The 19885-nt window shown below is 66.8% G+C and carries 17 protein-coding genes; 6 read left to right on the top strand and 11 right to left on the bottom strand.

From position 1 onward, the window contains the following. Positions 1-54 precede the first annotated feature (54 nt). The 4 genes from ACLJPY_RS30680 to ACLJPY_RS30665 all read right to left on the bottom strand — a co-directional run bounded on the left by ACLJPY_RS30680 (position 55) and on the right by ACLJPY_RS30665 (position 8357). On the bottom strand, positions 55-2826 hold the full coding sequence (locus ACLJPY_RS30680) for a TIR domain-containing protein (RefSeq protein ID WP_410593664.1): 2772 nt from the start codon (positions 2824-2826) through the stop codon (positions 55-57). Positions 2827-2865: 39 nt separating this feature from the next. Further along, on the bottom strand, positions 2866-5058 hold the full coding sequence (locus ACLJPY_RS30675; RefSeq protein WP_410593662.1) for an ATP-binding protein: 2193 nt from the start codon (positions 5056-5058) through the stop codon (positions 2866-2868). A gap of 872 nt (positions 5059-5930) precedes the next feature. Further along, positions 5931-7403: a hypothetical protein gene (locus ACLJPY_RS30670; protein WP_410593660.1), complete on the bottom strand. Its 1473-nt coding sequence runs from the start codon at positions 7401-7403 to the stop codon at positions 5931-5933. Between the two features lie 294 nt (positions 7404-7697). Further along, positions 7698-8357 carry a hypothetical protein gene (locus ACLJPY_RS30665; RefSeq protein WP_410593659.1) on the bottom strand — a complete coding sequence of 220 codons (660 nt, stop codon included), beginning with the start codon at positions 8355-8357 and terminating at the stop codon, positions 7698-7700. A gap of 243 nt (positions 8358-8600) precedes the next feature. On the opposite strand from ACLJPY_RS30665, the gene ACLJPY_RS30660 reads away from it, so the two are divergent. Continuing rightward, on the top strand, positions 8601-9605 hold the full coding sequence (locus ACLJPY_RS30660; RefSeq protein ID WP_410593657.1) for a hypothetical protein: 1005 nt from the start codon (positions 8601-8603) through the stop codon (positions 9603-9605). Positions 9606-9687: 82 nt separating this feature from the next. On the opposite strand, the gene ACLJPY_RS30655 is transcribed toward ACLJPY_RS30660, so the two are convergent. After that, entirely contained in the window at positions 9688-10986 is a 1299-nt protein-coding gene (locus tag ACLJPY_RS30655) for a hypothetical protein (RefSeq protein ID WP_410593656.1), read from the bottom strand. Positions 10987-11198: 212 nt separating this feature from the next. Here ACLJPY_RS30655 and ACLJPY_RS30650 point away from each other — a divergent pair, with 212 nt between their 5' ends. Beyond that, entirely contained in the window at positions 11199-12767 is a 1569-nt protein-coding gene (locus ACLJPY_RS30650) for a helix-turn-helix domain-containing protein (protein WP_410593655.1), read from the top strand. A 324-nt stretch (positions 12768-13091) separates the two neighbouring features. Here the strand turns inward: ACLJPY_RS30650 and ACLJPY_RS30645 are convergent, their stop codons facing one another. The 3 genes from ACLJPY_RS30645 to ACLJPY_RS30635 all read right to left on the bottom strand — a co-directional run bounded on the left by ACLJPY_RS30645 (position 13092) and on the right by ACLJPY_RS30635 (position 14824). Then, positions 13092-13715 carry a GNAT family N-acetyltransferase gene (locus ACLJPY_RS30645; protein WP_410593653.1) on the bottom strand — a complete coding sequence of 208 codons (624 nt, stop codon included), beginning with the start codon at positions 13713-13715 and terminating at the stop codon, positions 13092-13094. A 55-nt stretch (positions 13716-13770) separates the two neighbouring features. Next, complete coding sequence (locus ACLJPY_RS30640) at positions 13771-14475, bottom strand: hypothetical protein (protein ID WP_410593652.1); 705 nt, start codon at positions 14473-14475, stop codon at positions 13771-13773. Positions 14476-14677: 202 nt separating this feature from the next. Beyond that, a complete protein-coding gene (locus ACLJPY_RS30635) occupies positions 14678-14824 on the bottom strand; it encodes an ANTAR domain-containing protein (protein ID WP_410593651.1) in 147 nt (48 codons plus the stop codon). Between the two features lie 825 nt (positions 14825-15649). On the opposite strand from ACLJPY_RS30635, the gene ACLJPY_RS30630 reads away from it, so the two are divergent. Beyond that, positions 15650-16030: a response regulator transcription factor gene (locus tag ACLJPY_RS30630; RefSeq protein WP_410593649.1), complete on the top strand. Its 381-nt coding sequence runs from the start codon at positions 15650-15652 to the stop codon at positions 16028-16030. Positions 16031-16414: 384 nt separating this feature from the next. Beyond that, positions 16415-16678 (top strand): hypothetical protein, encoded by a 264-nt coding sequence (locus ACLJPY_RS30625; RefSeq protein ID WP_410593648.1) that lies wholly within the window; start codon positions 16415-16417, stop codon positions 16676-16678. A gap of 37 nt (positions 16679-16715) precedes the next feature. Here ACLJPY_RS30625 and ACLJPY_RS30620 read toward each other — a convergent pair whose 3' ends face one another. After that, a complete protein-coding gene (locus tag ACLJPY_RS30620) occupies positions 16716-16979 on the bottom strand; it encodes a helix-turn-helix domain-containing protein (protein ID WP_410593646.1) in 264 nt (87 codons plus the stop codon). Positions 16980-17773: 794 nt separating this feature from the next. Here ACLJPY_RS30620 and ACLJPY_RS30615 point away from each other — a divergent pair. Both ACLJPY_RS30615 and ACLJPY_RS30610 read left to right on the top strand, forming a co-directional pair. Beyond that, entirely contained in the window at positions 17774-18331 is a 558-nt protein-coding gene (locus ACLJPY_RS30615) for a hypothetical protein (RefSeq protein ID WP_410593645.1), read from the top strand. After that, on the top strand, positions 18328-18657 hold the full coding sequence (locus tag ACLJPY_RS30610; protein WP_410593644.1) for a hypothetical protein: 330 nt from the start codon (positions 18328-18330) through the stop codon (positions 18655-18657). The genes ACLJPY_RS30615 and ACLJPY_RS30610 overlap by 4 nt, the downstream gene beginning before the upstream one ends. 95 nt (positions 18658-18752) lie before the next feature. Here ACLJPY_RS30610 and ACLJPY_RS30605 read toward each other — a convergent pair whose 3' ends face one another. Continuing rightward, entirely contained in the window at positions 18753-19226 is a 474-nt protein-coding gene (locus tag ACLJPY_RS30605; RefSeq protein ID WP_410593642.1) for an NUDIX hydrolase, read from the bottom strand. Between the two features lie 43 nt (positions 19227-19269). Continuing rightward, a complete protein-coding gene (locus tag ACLJPY_RS30600; protein ID WP_410593640.1) occupies positions 19270-19878 on the bottom strand; it encodes an AAA family ATPase in 609 nt (202 codons plus the stop codon). Between the last annotated feature and the right edge of the window lie 7 nt (positions 19879-19885).

The raw sequence follows: 19885 nt of genomic DNA, 5'->3' as shown, positions 1-19885 counted from the left end.
TCCGAGAGCCCTGGATCCGGATACCGGCCGCGGCAGCCGGTATCCGGATCGGCCTCACCACTTGTCTTCGTGGTTCTTCCGATGGGCCCACCTGAGCACCGAACCGGGGGCCCAACGCGCCAGCGTCGCCCCGGTGAAGGCCTGCCACGGGAGATCCGTCTTCCTCCCGACGACGGACGGCGCCAGCCGGTTCACTTCATCGAGCAACGTGTTCCCGCGCCTCGGGTCGCCCTGGCCGTTGCGCAGCTTCAGAGCCATCGCCAGCTCGAACTGGGTCTGCAAGGTCTCCGGATGAGCCGGGCCGAGAACGGCGACCTGTCCGCGGTGGGCACGTTCGAGCGCACGAACCGCGTCGTCGAACCGGCGGAGCTGGGAGTGGGCCAGCCCCTGCACGTAGTACTCCCGCAGAACGACCGGGTGCTGCTCCGTCAGCCGGCCGGTCAGCACGGGAAGCAGCACAGCGGTGTTCGCCAGCACCTCCTTGGGCCTGCCCTGGGAGACGACCGCCAGATCGATGCTCACCTTGGTCGCCAGGACGTCGACATTGCGCATGCCCAGTTCTTCTTCGCGCTGCCGGGCGATGCGGCGCAGCTTCTCCTCGGCGGCGGCCCACTGGGCCGGGGACGGCTTCAGGTCCGTGAAGTGCAGCCGGAGCTCCGCGGTCGCCAGCACGTATTCGGCGTCGATCGCGATCGGGTGGTGCTGCTGCGCCCGGCGCCCGTGGAAGTCGACGACCCGGCGGGCGAGCTCACGGGCCGTGCGCTGGTCTCCGATGGTCATCCGCAGGTGCGCGAGTTCGAGTTCGGCCAGGTGCACGATCTTCCCGGGCAGCCGTGCTTCGGCGGCGACCACCTCCTCCAGTTCGGCGAAGTTCTCCTTCACGGTCCCCCGCAGGCGACGGCCGCGGAGCCAGAGCAGCCGGATCCACAGCCGCTCGGCTTCCGCCAGCGAGCCGTCGTTCGCGGGGCCGGTCGCGTGCCGCCACGGCGGATCGGCGTCGGGGAAACGGCCCATGGCGTCCAGCGCCGCAGCGTGCAAGCCCGCGAGGAGCACCCCTTCCCGGGGTGGGCACGTCGGAGCGCAAGCCACCGCGATCCGCTCGACGTCCTGGTATTCGCCCACCTCGTAGTGGTCGGACGCGGCGTCCACCGCCAGGCTCGGCTCCGCGGCACCCGCCACGAGCAGGCGATCCAGGTACCGGGCCGCCGACGCCGGCTGTCCCGCCTCGCGAAGCTCCCTGGCGATCAGCGGGAGCAGGGCGTTCACCGTCGCCGCCGGCACGCCCGGCCGGTCCACGAGGTACCGGGCGTGCCGGACGAGCAGCGCCCATTCCCCGGGTTCATGGGTTTCCCGGCCGGCCCCGAGCGCCCCGGCCAGGTATCCGGCGCAGGCCGACGCGAGCCAGTCCACGGTCGCGGAATCGTGCCGGCGCCGCACCGCCTGCCGGACCAGACCGGGCATGGACCACAAGCTCCGGTCCGCACCGAGCAACATCCTGGCGCGCAACCGCTCCAGGACCTCAGGCACGCGACTCGGGTCCAGGCCCAGTTCGGCCAGCATGTCCCGGATGAGCCGGACCGGAACCGCCGAGGGACCGCAAGCCGCCATCAGCCGCAGGACCGCGAGCTCGTAGGCGTCGGGGCTCTCCAGCTGGTCGGCGAAGAGCTCGGCCACCCTCGCCGTGGTGTCCGACGAGCCGTCGAGGACCCGTCCGACGTGCTCGGTCAGCGTGGTGAGCCCGAGCCGGGCCGTCGCCGAGCCGGCCAGCAGGGCGACCGCCATGGGGTGGTTGTCCACGGCGGCCAGCAGCTGGTCCACCAGCCGGCTCGTGGTTTCGTCCTTCCGGTCGAACGGGTGCAGGCCGCGGAACAGCTCGCGTGCTTCGTCGTCGGTCAGTCCGGCGAGGCGGACCTCGCTGCCGAGCGCGGCGTACTCGGTGTGTTCGGTGAGCAACAGCATCAGGACGTCCGGGCTGTCGAACCCGGCGGTGAACGAGTCGTGCGCCACCGCGGCGGGGATGTTGTCGATGACGACCAGGGCTTGCCCGGTGGCCGTGCCGAGTTCGGCTTGGGCCTGGGCAGTGGCCTCGCGCAACGCCGTGTCCTTGGTGATGCCGGTCGCCTCGCCGAGGTCGACGTGGACGACCAGCGCGTACTCGTGGGCGAAGTGGAGCAGGTAGTCGGCCGCGAGGGCGGTCTTGCCCGCTCCGGGCAGTCCGGTGAGAACGGCGATCCCGTTCACCGGCGGGTGGGTCAACCCGTACCGCCCGGCGTGCAGGGCCGTGTGGAGCTGCCACATGGCGCCGTAGCGGCGGATCCGGGGCTCGACCCCCGGTCGACGGCCGATCATGCGCGGCAACGCGCCGAAATCGATTCCCGGGTACGTTCCGGTGAGCTGCGACAGCCGGAGTTCCACCTCGTCGACGATCCGGGCGAGTGCCGCCTCGCTTCCATCGTCGGGCAGGTAGATCTGGTCCTTCAGCGCGGCCGGGTGGATGTGCGCCTTGGTCTTTCCGGGATTGATCACGAGCGTGCGGGCCAGCCCGCCTTCGCGCTGGTCGGCGACCAGGACGTGCATGAGTTCGCTCTGGCACGCGTGTCGCGCCGAATAGCGCTCCGAGTAGTAGACCAGGCAGATCGTGCTGCCGCGCAGCTCCTCTTCGATCTTCGCGCTGACCGGGTCGCCGAGGTGGTTTCCCAGGCGATCGATGAAAACGGGGTGTCCCCTGGACTCCAATCGGGCGACCAGCTGCTCCATCCGAGGGAACGACTTGCCGGAATAGGAGATGAAGATCTTTTTCCGGTGCGCATGAGCGGTAGACGGCACATCCGAACGATAACGCATCACCGCGGCGGAAATCGGTCTTCAAGAGGGATCGAATGCCGCGAGTGATTCCGCTACCTCGTCCGCTCGCGGCGATTTCACCAGTTCGTACAGTTCCCGGGCGGCGCGGAGGAACGTTTCGGCTTCGCCGATCCGGCCGGTCGCCATCGCGATTCTGCCCAGCCCCCATCGGGCCGTGGCTTGCTCGTGGACGCTGCCGCACCGCTCGCCGTGAGCCAGCGCCTGCCGCCAGGCCACCTCGGCGTTCGAGTAGTCCTGCTTTCGCTCCCGTGCTGCGCCGAGGGCATTGGCGGCTTGGGCGACATCCAGGTCGTGCCGACGCCCGAGCGCGAGGGCCAAGGCTTCGGCGGCACATCGGACGGCCTCGTCGACCTCGCCGAGGGCCAGGTGCGCGGTGGCCATGCTCCGCAGGGTGATGCCGCTATTGCGGGTCAGCCCGGCGGCCGAGTAGTACTGCAGCGCCTGCTGCTGGTGCTCGAGCGCCTCGGCGAAGCGGCCCTGCCTCGCCAGCACCGCTCCGAGGTTGGCCAGGCAGTCGCTGACGCCGTGCCGGTCGCCCAGGGCGTCGAACAACGCGCGGGCCGCCAAGTGCTGGTCCGTGGCCTCGTCCAGCCGCCCGGCCGCCGCGAGCCCCATGCCCAGGTTGTTGAGGGTGAGCGCTTCGGCCCGGCGGTCGCCCAGCCGCCGGCACGCCGCCAAGGCGGCCACGTGCGTCTCGAGCCAAGCCTCCAGTTCCTTCGCCAGGTAGAAGTACCCGCGCAGGGTGAACGCGAGCTGCCAGCGGTGCCGGTCCAGTGCGCTCTCGTCGACCTGGACGAGAGCGACGAGGGCCGGCAGTTCCGCGCGCAGCCACTGCATCGCGGTGGCGGCGTCGAGCAGCTCCGGCCCCGCCGGCCGGTTCGTGGTGGCGGCCACCTGGAACCGCCCGGGCGTGATCAGCCGGTCAGCTGCCGAGGCGGTGGCCAGGTAGTGGTCGAACAGCCGGCGCAGTGCCTCGCGGCCCTCCGAAGAAGCGTCTGGCAGGGTGGCGGCGAACGTCCGCACCAGGTCGTGGAAGCCGTAGCGGTGCACAGCCGGCTGGCCGAGGAGGTGGGCGTTGTAGAGCCGTTCGACGAGGCGGTCGGCGTCCCGGACCGGCAGCCCGCCCAGCGCACTCGCCGCCGCAACGTCGAAATCCGCTCCGGGGTGCAGGGCAAGGAGGCTGAACAACCGCGCTTCGGCCGGCTCGAGGTCCCGGGCGGACAGCCGGAACGTCGCCGCGAGGCTGCGTTCGCCGTCGTCCAGCTCGCCGAGCAGGGCCGATTCATCGGCGAGCCGGCGATCGAGGTCGCCGATGTCCCACACGGGGTGGGCGCGCAACCGCGCGGCCGCGATCCGGATGGCCAGCGGAATGCGGCCACACCGCTGCACGACCTGGGCGCCGCCTTCAGCAACCCCGTCCGCCCCGACCAGGACGGCGAACAGTTCGGTGGCGTCCTGGAGCGGCAGCACGTCGACCGGGACGTGCCCGGCCTCGTCCAGCGCGGTCAGCCGCGAGCGGCTGGTCACCAGGACCCGGCATTTCGGGCCGCCGGGCAGCAGCGACCGGACCTGGGCAGCGCTCCCGGCGTTGTCGAGGACGAGCAGGGTGCGGCGGTCCCGCAGGTGTGCGCGGTAGACGGCCGCCCGGTCTTCCGGATCGGCCGGGACGCCCTCGGCCGGAACCCCCAGAAGCCGCAGCACCCGGTCGTGCACCACCGACGGCGAGACCGGAGGTTCACCGAGTCCGCGAAGGTCGATGAACAAGCACCCATCGGCGAAGTCGGGCTCGAGCAACTGAGCACACCGGACGGCCAGCGCCGTCTTGCCGACACCGCCGAGCCCGGAGACAACGCATATCCCGCCCTCGCTCCGGAGCACTTCCCGGATCGCACGCAGTTCGGTCACCCGCCCGGTGAAGAGTGTGGTGACGGGAGGCAGCCCCGAGGGAACGACGTCGAGCGCGGTGCGGCGCCGGGCCGGGCCTGCAGGCAGCAGCGCCTTCAGAACGCCGGCTGCGCCCAGCTCGGTCTCGCAAACCTCCGCGAACGCCGCATTCGGCGGCATCAGCTCGTTCTCGATCTTGCTGAGGTAGCTCTTGCTGTAGTGGACGCGAGCCGCAAGCCCCGCCAAGGAGAGACCGGCGTTCTGTCGCAGCCTCCGCAGTTCGCCGCCGAACGTCGCCCTCTCGTCCATGCCCCGCACCCCCTCGGCCAGACGCTCAGTATCGCCGTTCAGCACGGTCTGCCACTGCGTCCGAGGGGGTGGTCGAGGCGACGGCCGCCGCGCTTGAGGGCATGTGGGGCGAGCCGGAGACAGGCTCCTGAATCTGGACAGTTTCTGGAGAGTCCGGGTCTTTTGGTCCTGGACACAAAGAAGCCCAGGCCGTTGGCCTGGGCTTTTGCTCCCCCGCTTGGACTCGAACCAAGAACCCTCCGGTTAATTGGAGGTTCTAGCCGTGGGTCGACGTCAGTCGATCTAGCTGGGATATTTGCATTCGCTCATGCCCTGATTCGGCGTCAATCGACGTCGATCGTCGCCGTTTATGCAGCATAAATGCTCCCTCGTTTGTGTCACCAAGCGGGCGAAGGCGGCTGGATTGGGTGACCGCTCGTGATGATCGGGACGCCGGCGGGGTCCTCGCCACTTGTGATCGGGAAGCCGATCGGCCGGTCCTCCGAGGTGACCGTGGACGGCCAGCGCTGCCTTGAGCAGGTAGGCGAAGTCGCCGACGGTGAGCCTCACTCCCCGTCCATGACAATCGCCGGCCTGGACGACCAGGCAGTTTTCCGCCAAGACAGCAAACCGCCAAGCTGCTGTCCGGGCTGCGGAGACCACGCGCCGATCGCACCGGGACCTGTCGGCGAGTCTCCCGACGCTACACGTTGCGAACCGGCCCCTACGCCGGGTACGCGATTCTGCTTCTGCCCGTGCTGTTCGCCACCGGAGGAGCATGTTCGACACGCTCGACAAACTGTTCGGGAACTTCCCTCACCCATTCCGGTGGCATCGAGCAGGTCACCGCGCCAGACGACGAGCTCAGCGTCACCGACCGCGCTTGCCCTCGTCTATCGATCCTCCTGTGAGATGGTGTCGACGGCAGCACGGGGTTTGCCGCCAGCATATTCGGCTCCGAGCGAGGCGAGGCGGTTGTGCCAGTGGCTTCGCCATGTGGCCCGTTGGTGGTCGTCGGCGAGTATGGCGTCGACGGCGGCGCGTCCAGTGAACGGCCAGGCGGGGTTGGGGTGTTCGGCAAGACAAAGGCGGGCGAGGATGGCCCGCCGAACCAGATCGCGCATTCGGTCGACAGCGTAAGCGAGGGCCATGCCAAATCGGTGTTCGGCATCGCCCACGGGTACGGTTGAGACGCGGGTGAAGACCTTCCGCAGGTCCTTTTCGGTGATCTGACCGCCGTGGACGAGCTTTGAGCGCAGGCCGTACAGCTCTTTGACGTCATTGAAGACCGCAGTTGCCGGGTCGTCGTCCCTCGCCAGGAGTGCGGCGGCTCGGGTGCACAGGCGAAGGGTCAGTCCTTCGCCCTCGTTCTCGGCGCCGATGAGAACGCCTTCCAATGCTGTGGCCAGGTCGACCAGATGCTCGTAGGGGCTGCCGATGGTATGGGACTGGTTGTACTTACTGAGGGCGACATCGAAGGAGGTGGCGACGATGCCATCCCGCTTGATGTCGGCGGTGTCGATCATGTTGCTGACCGCGGTGAAGACGGCCGCCTCGTCGCCGGTCAACCGGACCGTGCGGCGAACCAGGGTGTCGAGCATGCCCTTGCCGGACGTGTGGATCTGCGGGTTCATGCACGCGATCAGCGTCGTCATGCCACTTGATTCGTAGTCCGACTGAACGGTGCCGGCGGTCAGTAAGCGCGCAAGCAGGAGAAACCGCTCCAGTTTGGCCGATAGCCGGCTCCGGACGACGTACGGGTCGGCGGCGTCGGTGGTTTCACGAATGAGCAGCAGTGCGTGCGGAGGGTCGAAGGGGCGCGGCAGGTCGCGGTTCCAGGCACGAGGTGCGCCGGGGATCTCTCGTCGAATCCGGTCGGCAAGGAACCTGTGGGCATCCTCGGGCTCGGGAATGATCGTGATGTCCCCGATCTGGATCTCGGCGTTGCCCGCAGTGGTGAGATGGGAGACGTGCCGGGCGCAGACCAGTTCGTAGGTGCTGGCTCCCAAGACCGCGAGCAGTTCGTCGATCGACTCTTCGACCGTCGGCCCGGTCGGACTGAAGTCTCCGGTCTGCGCGCAGCGGGTGATGCATGCTTCCAGCAGGCCGAGGATATAGGTCTTGGCGAACTCGGCATGCTTGCGCTTGAGCGGCTCGGCGAAACGCTCGGTGTAGCGCTTGTCCAGCAGTGCCTCCAACGCGGTGAACTCGGCGAGCGGCATGATGCTGCCGCCGAAGTAATCGCGACCAACGGCCATGTACGCCTGGTAGCGGGGCGTGGGCAGCACGTGCTCGTCGGCGAGCGCAGCGAACGCAGACGCGACAAACGCCCGGCAGGCGCTACGAAGATCGGAGTGGTTGCTCACCCGAGCATTATCCCCACGCTCTCCCGGTGATCGAGCTGGCCGGACATCGGCGTGGCGCGAAGGAACGCTGACAGCGGTGTCGCGCCGGTGATAACCCCAGGGCGGCATCAGTATCGGCGTCCCGCCTGGTCCTTAGTGGCGCAGGACGCCGAGCGCCCCAGCGGCGATGAAGACGCACGGTTCGCGGCGTAACCCAGAGACCCAAAGGGGCGTCATGGGTACGGCTTGTCGGCGAAATTCCGCTCTATGAGCCTGTTATGTAAGATTCGAGCATCGACTCGTCAGGATCGCTTATCATCGAAGCCTCGACTCCATCCAGCGACCCACCGAGGCGCCTCGCCTGCGCGTAGAAATAGATTCGTCCTCGGGCAAATTTTCAATAATTCCAGTGAAGATATGCAACACGGGTGCCGGGTAATCGCAGATCGCCGGCCACACGTAAGGAGGATGATAACCTTTGGAGCTCACACTCCCCTTTTTGTCGCTGTGCTCGTCGAGAATGCAGACGTTCACCCAAGATCGGGATGAGTCTACGACGACAGCCCGAAGCCAGGATTTCTCCCAAACCCACACCGGGTCATTAGGTGCATAGTAGGTCGCAGGCATATAAGCCCCGAAATGACTCGCGCGAAAGCGGCGAACAAGAGTCGGCGCTTCGCCAAGCAAGCGGTACTCATTTGGCTCCAGGAAGGGAGTGACAGAATAGGGGCTCCATGCCGGGTCGGCTTCGACGAAATGAACTTCGTCATGCGGCACGGCAACATAGGTCGGCGTGCCGACTGGCAGCCACCGAACACCCCAGTTCACAGGAACTGCACGCGGGGTGCTTGCGCAAACGCGAGTCGTGTGGGGGTCACCTGAGATAACCCGACCTGGAACCCAGTGATCAGTATCGGGCCACCGGAAGTGGATTTTGTCGCCCCGTCGGTGCATGCCCATCCTGTTTTCGCTCATGGCAGGCAGATTAAGGGCAGGCTGACTGTAGCACCTACTGTGAGAGAACGGCTACCCTGTGGCGGTACGCTTGACCTGGGCTTTTCGTTTTGCGCACGCTTCTGCACAGCTCGCCCCGGCTGCCCTGGGGGAATAAGGCCATGCCCGGTCCGGCAGGCGCGCGGCCCGATGCCGTGCTTCCGCCCTCGATCGTTGAGGCGTGCCGAGCCAGCCAGCGACGGACCACGTGCAATGCTCGGAAGCATGACCGACCCGTACTCGCGGTTCGAGATCGGCCGCCCGGACTATCTCGGTGACGACCATTGGGCCTGCGTCGAACGCGAAGCAGACCGGCTGTGGCGATCACTGGCCGCCGACGACGGTTCACAAGCCCTCAGCGACATCAAATGCCTGGTCGAGAGCATTTCGCGCGTCGTGCTGGACATCGACGGGACGCCCGCAGCGCCGAACACCGGGTTCGAGACGGTCGTCGCTCAGGCGCACACGCTGCTGACCGGCCAACCTGGCCACCAGCTGGCCAACCAGTCTCCGTTCGGCCAGCTCGCGACCCAGGCAAGCAAGATCGCGAAGAACCTCGGCGGTATCAGGAACGAGTTCGGCGGCGGACACGGCCGAGCACGAACACCGGACCTCCGCGATGAGATGGTCGCCTTGGCGCTCGATGGCGGACTGCTCTGGGCCCGGTGGGCGTTACGCCGACTCGGCTACTTCGCCGAGGGTCGCCCGACCTCGCTCATCAACGACCTCGTGGTGACATCCCAGACTTTCTACTCCGGCACGCTCGAACGGCGCCTGCTTGCCGCCAACCTCCCAGCGCTGGAGCCCCGGCATCAGCGCAGTATCGGTGTCGCCGTCGGCCAGCGCGTCATGCGGGGGACATTCGTGGTTCGGCGCGACGGGCTGGAGCCGTGCCTGGACTCGGACGATCTGAACACCTGGCCACGTGACTATCGTCTCGGCCTCGCCTACGGCCTCTGGTTCGATCCCGCCGGTGGGCTCACCCTGACGGCCCACTCGCTTGAGGAAGCGCTCCGAGTCTTGGAGCCCGTGTCAGACGGCGCCGACGACCTCACGGAGTGGGTCACACGGATCGAGCAGCTCAGGCTTCCTGGCGACCTCGATGAGGACTACGCGGCGTCGATGGCCGCCGAACAATTTGTGCGCCGTTGGATGACATTCCGGCCGGCAGAGGAGCAATCGGCCCTTACCATTCTCGCGAACAACATCAAGCCGGAGCTCTCATTTTGATACCGGCCTGCACACCAGGGCAAGCAAAATAAATTGATCCCCGCCTTACCTGCTCGAACCTCGTTAAACCTGCATGCTGAGATCACGCGTGTTCGGCGAGTGCCAGCTGAATCGCACGCCCCATAAGGTGTGTCAGGTCGTCGACGAAGCGGGCGAGATCGGTCGTCTTGTCGCCATTGAGGAGCGTCATCGTCTTCGAACTGGTGTGGTTGCCGTGTATCTCCGCGTTACGCAGGAGATATGCCTTCCTGAGGAACTGCTCGATGATCCCGCGGCTGACCCCTAGCACGGGGTCATCGGCCAGCATTTGACCGCCTGACACGGCGACCGTGTCCGCCTTTTTCATGGTTTTGATCTTGTTTCGCTGGATGAACAGGGCCTCGGAGCAGATGTTGAGGTCGATGAGCCGGTCTGCAGGCAGAGGCTTCGAGCCGGCGAAGACGAACCGCCGCAGGGCGACCTGCAAGGATCGATCCTGAACGACGGCGGGTTCAGCGAGCATCGCGTACACCTTGAGCACAGCGTCGACTTGGTCCTCGGCCAGCAACAGGGTCGGCCGGTTGACGTCGGCGAAAACGACTGCGGAGAGGGCAGCGCTGCCCTCGATGTCATGGGGGAAGTCCTCGTCGTGCTGCATGTGGATGGGGCGTGTGGCAACCGCCGACCCACCGCACACCACACGCAGCGCGGTGACCAGCCGTGCAGCAGGTTCCTCCAGGCTGGGAAAGCTCGGGGCCTGCGGCTGCTCGGGCACCCCCTGCTTGTAGGACCGGACTGGGTAGCTCCGCTCCTTGGTCACGGCCCACTGGTGGAAGCGCGAGACCTGCACGCTGTTGGGCCCACCACCGAACTCGACCGGCACCGCGAGCACCTGGATGGCCCGGCTCATCTGCCGGTCGGTCATCGAGCAAAGGACCACGCCGTCAGGTAGCGGGATCTCGGTCTTGGTTGCCACGAAGCCGTTGAGTGGGATGACCTCGACGAGTCGGACGGGCTCCGCCATCAGGCCGGCTTCGAGCCGGTTGTAGTGCAGATCGAACACCGCTTCGTCGAACGTGTAGGTGCGGGTGGTGACGATCATCGGTTCGAGCAGGCACTCGACCAGCAACCAGTCGAGCCTGCGGTGTTGAAGCGAAAACTCGGTGCCGACCAGGGTGTCGATGCGGGTGCTCAAGATCGGGTCGGCATCGATCGAGTTGCGGACTGCGACCATCTCGGCGAAGGTGTCCAACCAGTTGACCATGGTGACCCGCTCGGGCATGTACCAAGCATCCGGCCGCACAGCGGCGAAAGACTCCTGGCCGTACCGCCACCAGTTCCGAAGATCGGGCATCTTGTCGATCTTCGGAACACCGTCGCGCCCCGCGAGATCACCCAGCACAGCGACCACCAACGACGCAACAGCCGCTCGAACCGGCGACTTCTCACACGCCTGCATCTACCTGATCCCAACTCATCGCGTCCTGCTCGCCGAGGACCAAGCAGACGCGAGCTAGCCAGGATGCCACGAAGCAACGAGCAGGCCAAGCAGATTGAAGTGGACACGCCGACGCTCTCCACAAGCGCTCGCGTTCGACGCCGTATCCTCCGCTGATGGTGCAGCCGCAGTCCCCTGAACCCGTGGTGATCGAGCCCGTTGTCAACCGCGAGAAGCTGCGGGAACTGCTCGCCCTGGAGACCGAGTATCCGACACTCGACTTCAAGTCGGGCTACGACCTGAAGGAGAAGCACGACCAGGTAGACCTCGCCAAGCACGTCGGTGCCATGTCGGTGCGCGGGGGGTTCCTCGTCATCGGCGTCGACGGGCAGGGCAATCCCACGGGCAGCGTGACGGCTGAACAGGCGAAACTCTTCGACGAAGCACGCCTGCGCCCGAAGCTCCTGAAGTGGCTACCGGACACCCTGGAGATCTACTCCCAGGTCCACGACCTCGACGGGCACCAGGTCGTGCTCGTGCACATTGCTCCGAACCCGGCAGGCTGTGCGTTCTTCCGGGCAGACGGCCAGTACGACCAGCCTGGCAGATCGCCGAAGGTCGTGTTCCACGAAGGAGACGTGTTCTACCGCGACGGTACGCAGAGCGTCAGGCTCAACCACCAAGGTCTCGAACAAGTCATCCGCCGGCGAGTCGAACACCAGCGTGCGCGGTGGCAGGCTGAGCACACCGAGAGCTACCGACGACTCGCCGACGAACTCCGGGCTGGCTCCGCCGGCCAGCACGTTGCTCAAGGCCCAGCCGTCGAGTTCAACCTCACTCTCGAACCCGATGTGCTGGTTGAGGCCGCGATCGAGCTCCTACGCGCCAAGGACGACATCCCTCTCCGGCGACTGCTGAGTCGGGCCGTCCCAGACCTGCGCGACTTGTTCCGGTCGGGTGACGAGGACGGCGTCACGGGGATTCTTGACCGGCTCACGTCTCTCGCTGCGACTTTCCTGGACCTGGAGCGTCACGAGTGGTTTGAGCAGGTCATCGACACACTGGTGTCGATCTACGGCATCGGACTCGAAACCGAAGCCCCGATCGTCAACGATCCGCCACGCCGGTCCGCGGTGTTGTGGCTGGCAATCATCGAGCGAGTCCTAGCGCTCGGTTCGTTGGCCGTTCGCCGTAGCGACTGGTGGGCGGTACGGAACTTGGTGGCTCGACGACATCTCGAAATGCGCGACAAGTACACGACTTGGCTTCGGCACGCGATGACGATGGCTAGCCGTGCCAAACTGCTAACGGCTCGCGACGGTAACCAGGAGGTTCTCGACTCCATTCTGAGCCGTGCTCGTAATGTAGCTCGGCAATTGGAGTGGCTGCGCCCCGACGTTGAACCCGAAGACGAGAAGGTACTCACCGGCCTGACCCAGTTCGACTTCCTCGCTGGCGTGGTCGCGATGGCTGACAGCACCAATAAGGTTGGCCTTTTTCCCCACTTCGCGCGGTTCTACGCCGAGCGGACCCGGCCTGCTGCACAACGGTTGATTCGTGAGCCAGCTATGCGGGAGATCATCTACCCAGGCGACGATCAGCACTTCGCCGCCGCGCTCCATACGATCGACCGCGACGCCCAGCGCGCTGCCTTCCAGTACGACGGCTGGGATGGCTACACCCAGGACGTCTACGTATTCATCCAGGAGCAAGGCGTCCGAGCAGAATCTTCGTGGACCTCGTAGGCACTCAGCTGGGGAAATCGAGGCCGGGCCTGGCTGCGATCGGCAGCAGCGACAGCTCCCGATCCAAGGAACCGCCGCAACGGCGTCCGCGGTAACTGCACCCCCGTCACGCGACAACGGTAAGCACAATCTCCGACATTTCCGGAAAGTCCGCACCGACACGAACGCCGCGCAGGCCGGCTATACCGCCACGAGCGTGCCGGTCTCGTCGGGTGCCGCCGGTGGTCGGCCACTGCGTCTCGGCCTTCCACGACAAACTTCTGCCCGTCGAGCTGCCGGGCCTACTGCACTCGATGACCACTTCCCCGCTCACGCCCTTGGCGCTCATCGCGTGAGACCGAGCGCACCGGCGTGGACGCATCGCTGACCAGCTCGGCGCATGGCGATCCGGGCACGGAACGACTGCGCCACCGGACCGTCCGGCAGCGGCGCCGTCCACCGGTAGGACGGCGCACGAGCCACCGCAGCCGCGACCAGCGTCCGACCGAAGCCGAGGCGCCGATACTCGGCGGCGACGTGGACGTAGTCGAGGGTGGCCGTCCGGCAGCTCGCGCACAGGCTGGCGGTCACCGCGCCAACCTTGGTGGCGTCGAGATGGAGTTCGATCCGACCGGCCAGCGTTCCCGCAGTCGGCGGACAGGCGACCAGGACGAGCCCGTCACCCGGGGCCGGGCCGGGCCCGTGCTGGATCGTGACATCGAGGTGCGCCCACTCGGCGAGGCGCCGGGCCACGGGGTCGCAGCCTTCCTGTGCACGGCAGACCTCGCAGAGCGTGCCGTGCAGCCGGTAGCAGTGGCTGTAGGGCTTGAGCTTGTCGTAGAGGTCCAGGTCGAGCCGGTGGCCACGGAGGCAGACGACGAGCTTGCCGGTCGCCGGTCGGACCGGGATCAGCCCGCCGAACTCGCCGCGCGCACCGGGCCGAACGGCGCCGTCGGCCTGGTCGATCATGGAGCACCTCGTGGGAGTCCCGCCCGGTTCGGGTACGACCGCTGGGACATGCGGATCATCCGGCGACCTCGGTCAGCGCCTGGCCAGCGGATGCCTCCACAGCGGCGACTGCACCGCTGGGGCTGGGGAGTCGCAGCTCGACGCTACGCGGACGAACCGCAGCGCCACGGCCGCGGCTGGTCGCCACGACGTCACGGAACTCCAGGTGACCGAAACCGTCATCCGTCAGACCGCGCCACCGGCGTTTCGACACACGCAGTTCGAGGTCAGCGCCAGGCCAGGGACCGGCAGCCACCAGCACCGCGCCCCGGTTGCAGAGCCGGCCGGCGAGCCGGCGCGCCAACTGCGGCTGTACCCCGCGGACGGCAGACGGGCCGAGGACGACCAGGTCGAACCCATCGATCAACGCCGACACGACGGCGACCAGCTCTGCTCCAGGGTTGGGCACGAGGGCGAGCCGATCGAGGTCGACCCCCAGCTCGGCCGCCGCCACCACACCGACCTCAGGCATGCCGGTGATCGCCGCCCACGATCCTTCCTGCGTCGCTTCGGCCAGCAAGGCCAAGACCAGCGCGGTCGAGCCGCCGACCGACACCGCGCTGCCGCGCCTCAAGCCACTCGGAAACAGCCCGGCGAGGGCCGCCGCCACCGGCAACGAACCGGCGGACGTTGACGTGTCCACGGTCGGCTCGCCGAGCTGCGCGGCCGTGCGGACCCCAGGGATCGCCGCGAGCCCGGCCACCGCTTCCGGTACCGCCACCACGCACCTCCAGCACCACGAACACGCACCGGAGACACCCGCGCGGGGAAGCCGCGAGCGAACCCGAACAGTAATCGAACACTTGTTCGGATACTGCGAGACGCGGAGGACGTCTGTCAAGCCGAGCCAGCCTGGCGCAGTTCGGTCAGCAGCGTCCGGTCGAGGTCAGCGAGTGTGCCTTTGAGGTCGCGGAAGTCAAGCGTCACGCGATGAACGCATCGTCAGAGGTGCAGGCCCGCACCAGCATGATCATTCCCTTTGCCTGCTCGATCACCGGCTGCGTCGCCAACGCTTCCTTCAACTGCTCCACCTCGACGGCCGGATCACCCGGTTCTCTCCATGACGTCACCGCCGAATCTCACACCACCCGAGCGACCACCTCCAACGCCGGGGACCACTAGCGCGAAGGCGAAGCGCTCGGCCGTCATCGCTGCCCACGGCGCAGTTGCCCGAGCCAGAGAGGTGCACGAGCGCCAGGCGGATGCCCTCAGGGCCGACTGCGCACGAATCGACGAGCAAGCGATACACGTCGCCTTACGGGTGTACCAGCCTTAGCTTGGGGTAAACGCGGCGTCGCGGGTGGTTAAGCAGTCAGCCATCCGCACCGCCGCGCTGCCCCGAGTGCAGCAACGATGCTCGGCGCAGCGCGGTGCATCGAGCCCCTCGGGGTTAGGGGCATTCGACGGCGGTCCGTGGATGCCCACGTCGGCGGGCCGCGACACCGGATGTTGACGCCGCCTCACGGGCGGCGGGGCGGGTTATGACAGCGACTTGCCACAAGCCGATGAACAAAGCCGGCGTTCAACGAGGCGGCCTGCCGGGCGCGCAGTGATGCCCGGCAGACCTGGCCGACCGGCAGCAGGCCGGGGGGATACCCGCATCGCCGGACGACGTGTACCGAGAATGGCGGTGGCATGGGGTATCGACCAGAGTCGAACGGCTCTGGCCGCAGGGAGCGACAGCAGGGGCCGACGTCGAGCCCCCGCGGAGCGGTTTCACGACAGGTCGGCCGCCCACATCCACATCACCTCCAACAGATGAAGTCTGCGCCACCCAGGTAGTTGTCACACCGAGTAGTGCAGCTGCGTCATGCCTGATCTGCGACCCATCGATAGCGTTCTGGGATGCCGAAGTCCCGGGAGGCACACGTGCCCCATCCGGGGCAAGCCACCCGATGAGCCTGGTCCGCGTCCTGCTCGTGGACCAGTCGCCACTGGTGCGGGCCGCGCTACGCGACGTGCTTGCTGCCGAGCCCGACGTCGATGTTGTCGCCGACACCGGAGACGGCGCTGAGGCCATTCGGCTGGCCACCTGGCATCGGCCGTCGGTCGCGGTGTTCGACGCTCAACTCGAGGGTCAACCGCTGCGCGCGCTGCGCCTGTTCCATCAGCATCAACCCCGTGTCGGAATTATCGCTTTCTCCGGCCTGGATCTGCAGCTCTCGGCAAAGCAGCTCAAGAGCATGGGGATCGCCGAACTACTGTTCAAAGGCGTCCACATCCAGTTGGTCCTCGACGCGGTTTGCCGAGTTGCACGCAACGCCGACCATCCCTAGTGCCACACGGCCTCGTGTGAACGATCGACTCGGCGGCCCGCGTCGACCTGCATCCAAGGACAGTCGTGACCGCGCCGACCGATGTGGCCAAGTGGGACGGGCGACGGATTCCGCCTCGGCACGAACGGGCGAACCGGGCCTACTGCTGGAGAGTCAACTGGGGGGTTGAGCGGACAACGGCGCAGGTCGCCGCCAGCGTCCGTCCAGCAAGAAGCCTCAGTCCGGCCGCAACTAGCTCCGTCTGCGTGACGACTTACACAATGGGAGGGAGCACACCACTGTCAGCCGCCCATAGAAAGCGCACCCCGAATGGCCGAACCGCCACGCCGGGTGACCCTACGAGCCCAGCGCCGCAGCGTTATCTTCGACGCCCCCTTGACTCCCTTGGCCCGCGACCAGAAGACCAACCACGCCGCCGGCGAACAACACGGGCAGCGGCAACTCATTTACACCGGAATCCTGCTGACCCGGCTCCGCGGCGATTTGCCGGACACCGAAGTATGGCTGCCAATGGGAGACCAATCCACCTTCGCCGACGACGAGAAGCTGATAACGGCCTTACGTGAAGCTTGGCGCTGGGCCACCACAGCCCCCGCCCTCGTTGACGCCGACGACCGCGGCGGCGGATGGCTGGTCGAGCCCTGTTGACGGGCAGAAGAGCGTAATAGGCTGCAGGCCAGCCGATCTAGTCGTCGCTACTCGGCCGATCATCTAGCAGGTCAGCGGCGTGTATCTTCAGCGCGCGAGCCAAACGCCACAACGTCAGCACGGTGACGTTGGTGGCCCCGTGCTCCGCGCGCGAGATGTAGCCGCGATCCACCCCGCTGAGGTCAGCGAGCTCCCCTTGAGTCAGGTCCGCCCTTCGACGGGCAGCCCGAAGACGCAACCCCATCGCGGCGAGGTGCTGCTCTAGGTCGTGATCAGGCGACTCATCCGTGCGCTGCGTCATTGGCCGGGAAGCCTACCGGGCCAGAGACTCACCCTCACAACGTCGACTATCTTGCACAAAATGTCGAACATGAACTACACCTGCAGGTGACACTTTCACCTTCTGTTACCTCAATCGCGTTAACTGGTCACCGGATGGGCTTCAGCCTGCGCACCGAGTGGCGCTGCCCGCTGGCTGGGACCAACTGCTCAACCCACGCCGACTTCTTCCTACGGTCCGTCATCGGCGCCGTCCCCACCGCGTCGGACGTCAATTCAGCGCGGAGGGCCTGGCGCTACGCGGGCGCTACCTGCGCCCGCTCCGCCAGGACGCGGCTGGTAAATATCGTGGTCAGAGGCCCTGGCGGTGTCTCATGACCACGGCCCGCGTTCCCCGCGCCGCGGTCCTGAGCCCTGTCGCCACCGGTCTCACCATTGCCGTCCTCGCGCTCAACCTCCGGCCCGCGGTCACGAGCATGGGAGCGTTGCTCGCCCGCATGGAGACCGCAGCCGATCTGTCTTCCGTCCTCGCCGCCACGCTGGTTCGGAGCCCTGCTGCCCGTCGTCGTTCGTACCGCGACCCCGAGCTCCGCTGCCTGTTACACCGCCTGCCTCGGAGCTGGATCCGCGCTCGGCGCGCTTCTAACCCCGACCGGTCTGGCCTGGCAGGTCGGGCTCGGCTGCTGGGCGATCCTCGCCGCGGTCGCACTCGTCATCTGGATCGGCAGCAGCCGTCACCTCACCGCACTGGCCGGATCGGCGCGAGCTATTCGGGTCAGCCCGCGAACCCTCTTTCCCCGCGGCACCGTTGCCACCTTGACGATCCATTTCGGACTGCTGTCGGCGGTGACTTTCGTGCTGATGGGTCGGCTCCCGGCGATCCTGCACGCCGCCGGGCTCACCCCGGCCGAATCCGAGCTCCACTTCGCCGCCGTCATGGTGCTGGGCGTCCCTGTCTCCCTCGCCGTCCCCTACCTCACCTACCGCGTCCCGCATGCCCCGCTCGCCATCTCGTTCGCGGGAGCGAGCATCACCGGCGTCACCGGTCTGATGATCAGCTCCGCCACAGTCACGTGGCTCTGGACAGGGTTACTCGGCCTTGGCCTCGGCGCCCTCGCGCTCGCCCTGGTCGACCTGGGCCGCCGCACCCGCGGCGACCCTGACACCACCGCTGCCCTGTCGTCGGTCGTCCAAGGCCTCGGCTACACCTTCGCCGGCGTTTTGGCCCTCGGCATTGGCCTGCTCGAAACCGCCACCGGCACCTGGACGTGGCCGCTGTTTGCCCTCGTCGTCGCACTTGTCGGCCAGGCCATGACCGGAACCACCATCGGCGACGTCCGCACCACCCCGACCTCCAAGGAGGTCCCCCGATGACCGTGATCAACCTCTACTGGGCCCTCCGGGCAGACGGCGATCGCAGAGCCGGGCTGATGATCGAAGCGGCCCGCAACACCGACCCCGACACCCTGGACATCATCCGCGGCTGGGTCGAACAGCTCGCCGCCCAGGCCGTCCTGCACGCTGGCACCACCATCACCGTCCACGGCAACACCGCGACGATCCGCCAACCCCGCCAGCCCGAGCCCGAGCTCACGCTGAACTTCCAGGACTGGATCATCCACGCCGCCGACCGCCTGCTCGTCGTCGACGACGACGTCTTCCACGCGGACTACAGCGCCACGCCGCCCATCCACATCTGACCCACCCGCTTCCCTGTCATTCCACAACGGAGCAGGCGTTTACTCAATGCGAACACACGTTCAACGCCGCGAGCCTGGGTCCCTTTTGCGCTGGATCAGCAAGTCAGCGTCCAAGTCAAAGCCGGCATGGCTGGGTGCGGCCAGCCCTGGAGCCCGAACCGCTCGTCACGACGGTAGAGCTCCACACCGGCATGCGTGTATGGAACGGTGCTGTCCGGCAGCGAATCTTTCGGGAACCATGCGATCTGCGAGCACTTGTGCGGCTCAGCGTTGCGCGGTTCTCCCCGCCATCGTCGAGCACGGAAGAAGAACCCGACCCTGGCCTGCCCCTCAGGGTTGAGGTAGTGAACTGACGTGACCATTTCCAGGTCATCGCGGTCTACTTCGACGTCGATCTCTTCCTTGGCTTCGCGGATGATGGCAGCGACCATGTCCTCACCATCTTCGAGCTTGCCCGAAGGCAAATTCCACTGGCCATCGGCGTATCCGGTACCTGCGCGCTGGGCGAGCAGGACCTGCTCGTCACGTTCCAGGATGATCAGGACGTCAACGAAGCTGGTGTAGGGCACGGCGAGTCTTCCTGGGCTGTTCGGCGGCGTTGAAGGCCACAGGCTATCCCGCGAGGACGAGACCAGTGTCGGCGGCTCGCCGGGCGATCCACGCGACCCGCTGTTCCGTCTCAAGGCCTACCGGGACGTCGATCACGGGAACTCCAAGTTGGTCGTACAGCGTGCGCAGCGCGGTGGCCGCAGTGTCCTGCATGCCGGCGACCTTGGCGCGGAAGGCGTCGCTGGGCTGGCTGTACTGGTCGTGGGTGAAGAACACGACGTCGTAGGTCGGCGCCCACGCTCGGCAGAAGTGCTCCATGGCATCGAGGACCGTGGCGTCCAGGGTGCCGGGGGCGATGTCGAGCAGCATTCTGGCGTAGGCGAGCACGTTGATGATCGTCTTGTCTGCGATGAGCAGTTGGTGGTTGCGCGCTATGCGCAGCTGGAGTTGAAGGTGCGCGGCGAACACGTCGACTTCTGCGGCCAGATCGAAGGTGCCGCGTCCGTGAATGACGATCTCTTCCATGAACGGACTGGATCGCGCCGGCTCGTCCATCGTGGCAACGTTCACGCTTCGGCGGCGAAAATGGGCCGTCAAGGCGTGGATTAGGGTTGTTTTGCCGGAGGCGTGGGTGCCGTCGACAGCTGCCACTCGGCATTCGCGAATCGGCATGGTCCTC

This window comes from Amycolatopsis sp. lyj-23 (assembly GCF_046549135.1).
Lineage (GTDB): Bacteria > Actinomycetota > Actinomycetes > Mycobacteriales > Pseudonocardiaceae > Amycolatopsis.
The sequence above is the reverse complement of the archived record's forward strand: the minus strand, read 5'-3'. Positions and strand labels throughout refer to the sequence as shown.

What these genes read in the sequence shown, in the direction of transcription:
- ACLJPY_RS30675 (WP_410593662.1), bottom strand. Translation starts at nt 5,058, where the DNA reads ATGGACGAGAGGGCGACGTTCGGCGGCGAACTGCGGAGGCTGCGACAG.
- ACLJPY_RS30665 (WP_410593659.1), bottom strand. Translation starts at nt 8,357, where the DNA reads ATGAGCGAAAACAGGATGGGCATGCACCGACGGGGCGACAAAATCCAC.
- ACLJPY_RS30660 (WP_410593657.1), top strand. Translation starts at nt 8,601, where the DNA reads ATGACCGACCCGTACTCGCGGTTCGAGATCGGCCGCCCGGACTATCTC.
- ACLJPY_RS30650 (WP_410593655.1), top strand. Translation starts at nt 11,199, where the DNA reads ATGGTGCAGCCGCAGTCCCCTGAACCCGTGGTGATCGAGCCCGTTGTC.
- ACLJPY_RS30645 (WP_410593653.1), bottom strand. Translation starts at nt 13,715, where the DNA reads ATGATCGACCAGGCCGACGGCGCCGTTCGGCCCGGTGCGCGCGGCGAG.
- ACLJPY_RS30630 (WP_410593649.1), top strand. Translation starts at nt 15,650, where the DNA reads ATGAGCCTGGTCCGCGTCCTGCTCGTGGACCAGTCGCCACTGGTGCGG.
- ACLJPY_RS30620 (WP_410593646.1), bottom strand. Translation starts at nt 16,979, where the DNA reads ATGACGCAGCGCACGGATGAGTCGCCTGATCACGACCTAGAGCAGCAC.
- ACLJPY_RS30610 (WP_410593644.1), top strand. Translation starts at nt 18,328, where the DNA reads ATGACCGTGATCAACCTCTACTGGGCCCTCCGGGCAGACGGCGATCGC.
- ACLJPY_RS30600 (WP_410593640.1), bottom strand. Translation starts at nt 19,878, where the DNA reads ATGCCGATTCGCGAATGCCGAGTGGCAGCTGTCGACGGCACCCACGCC.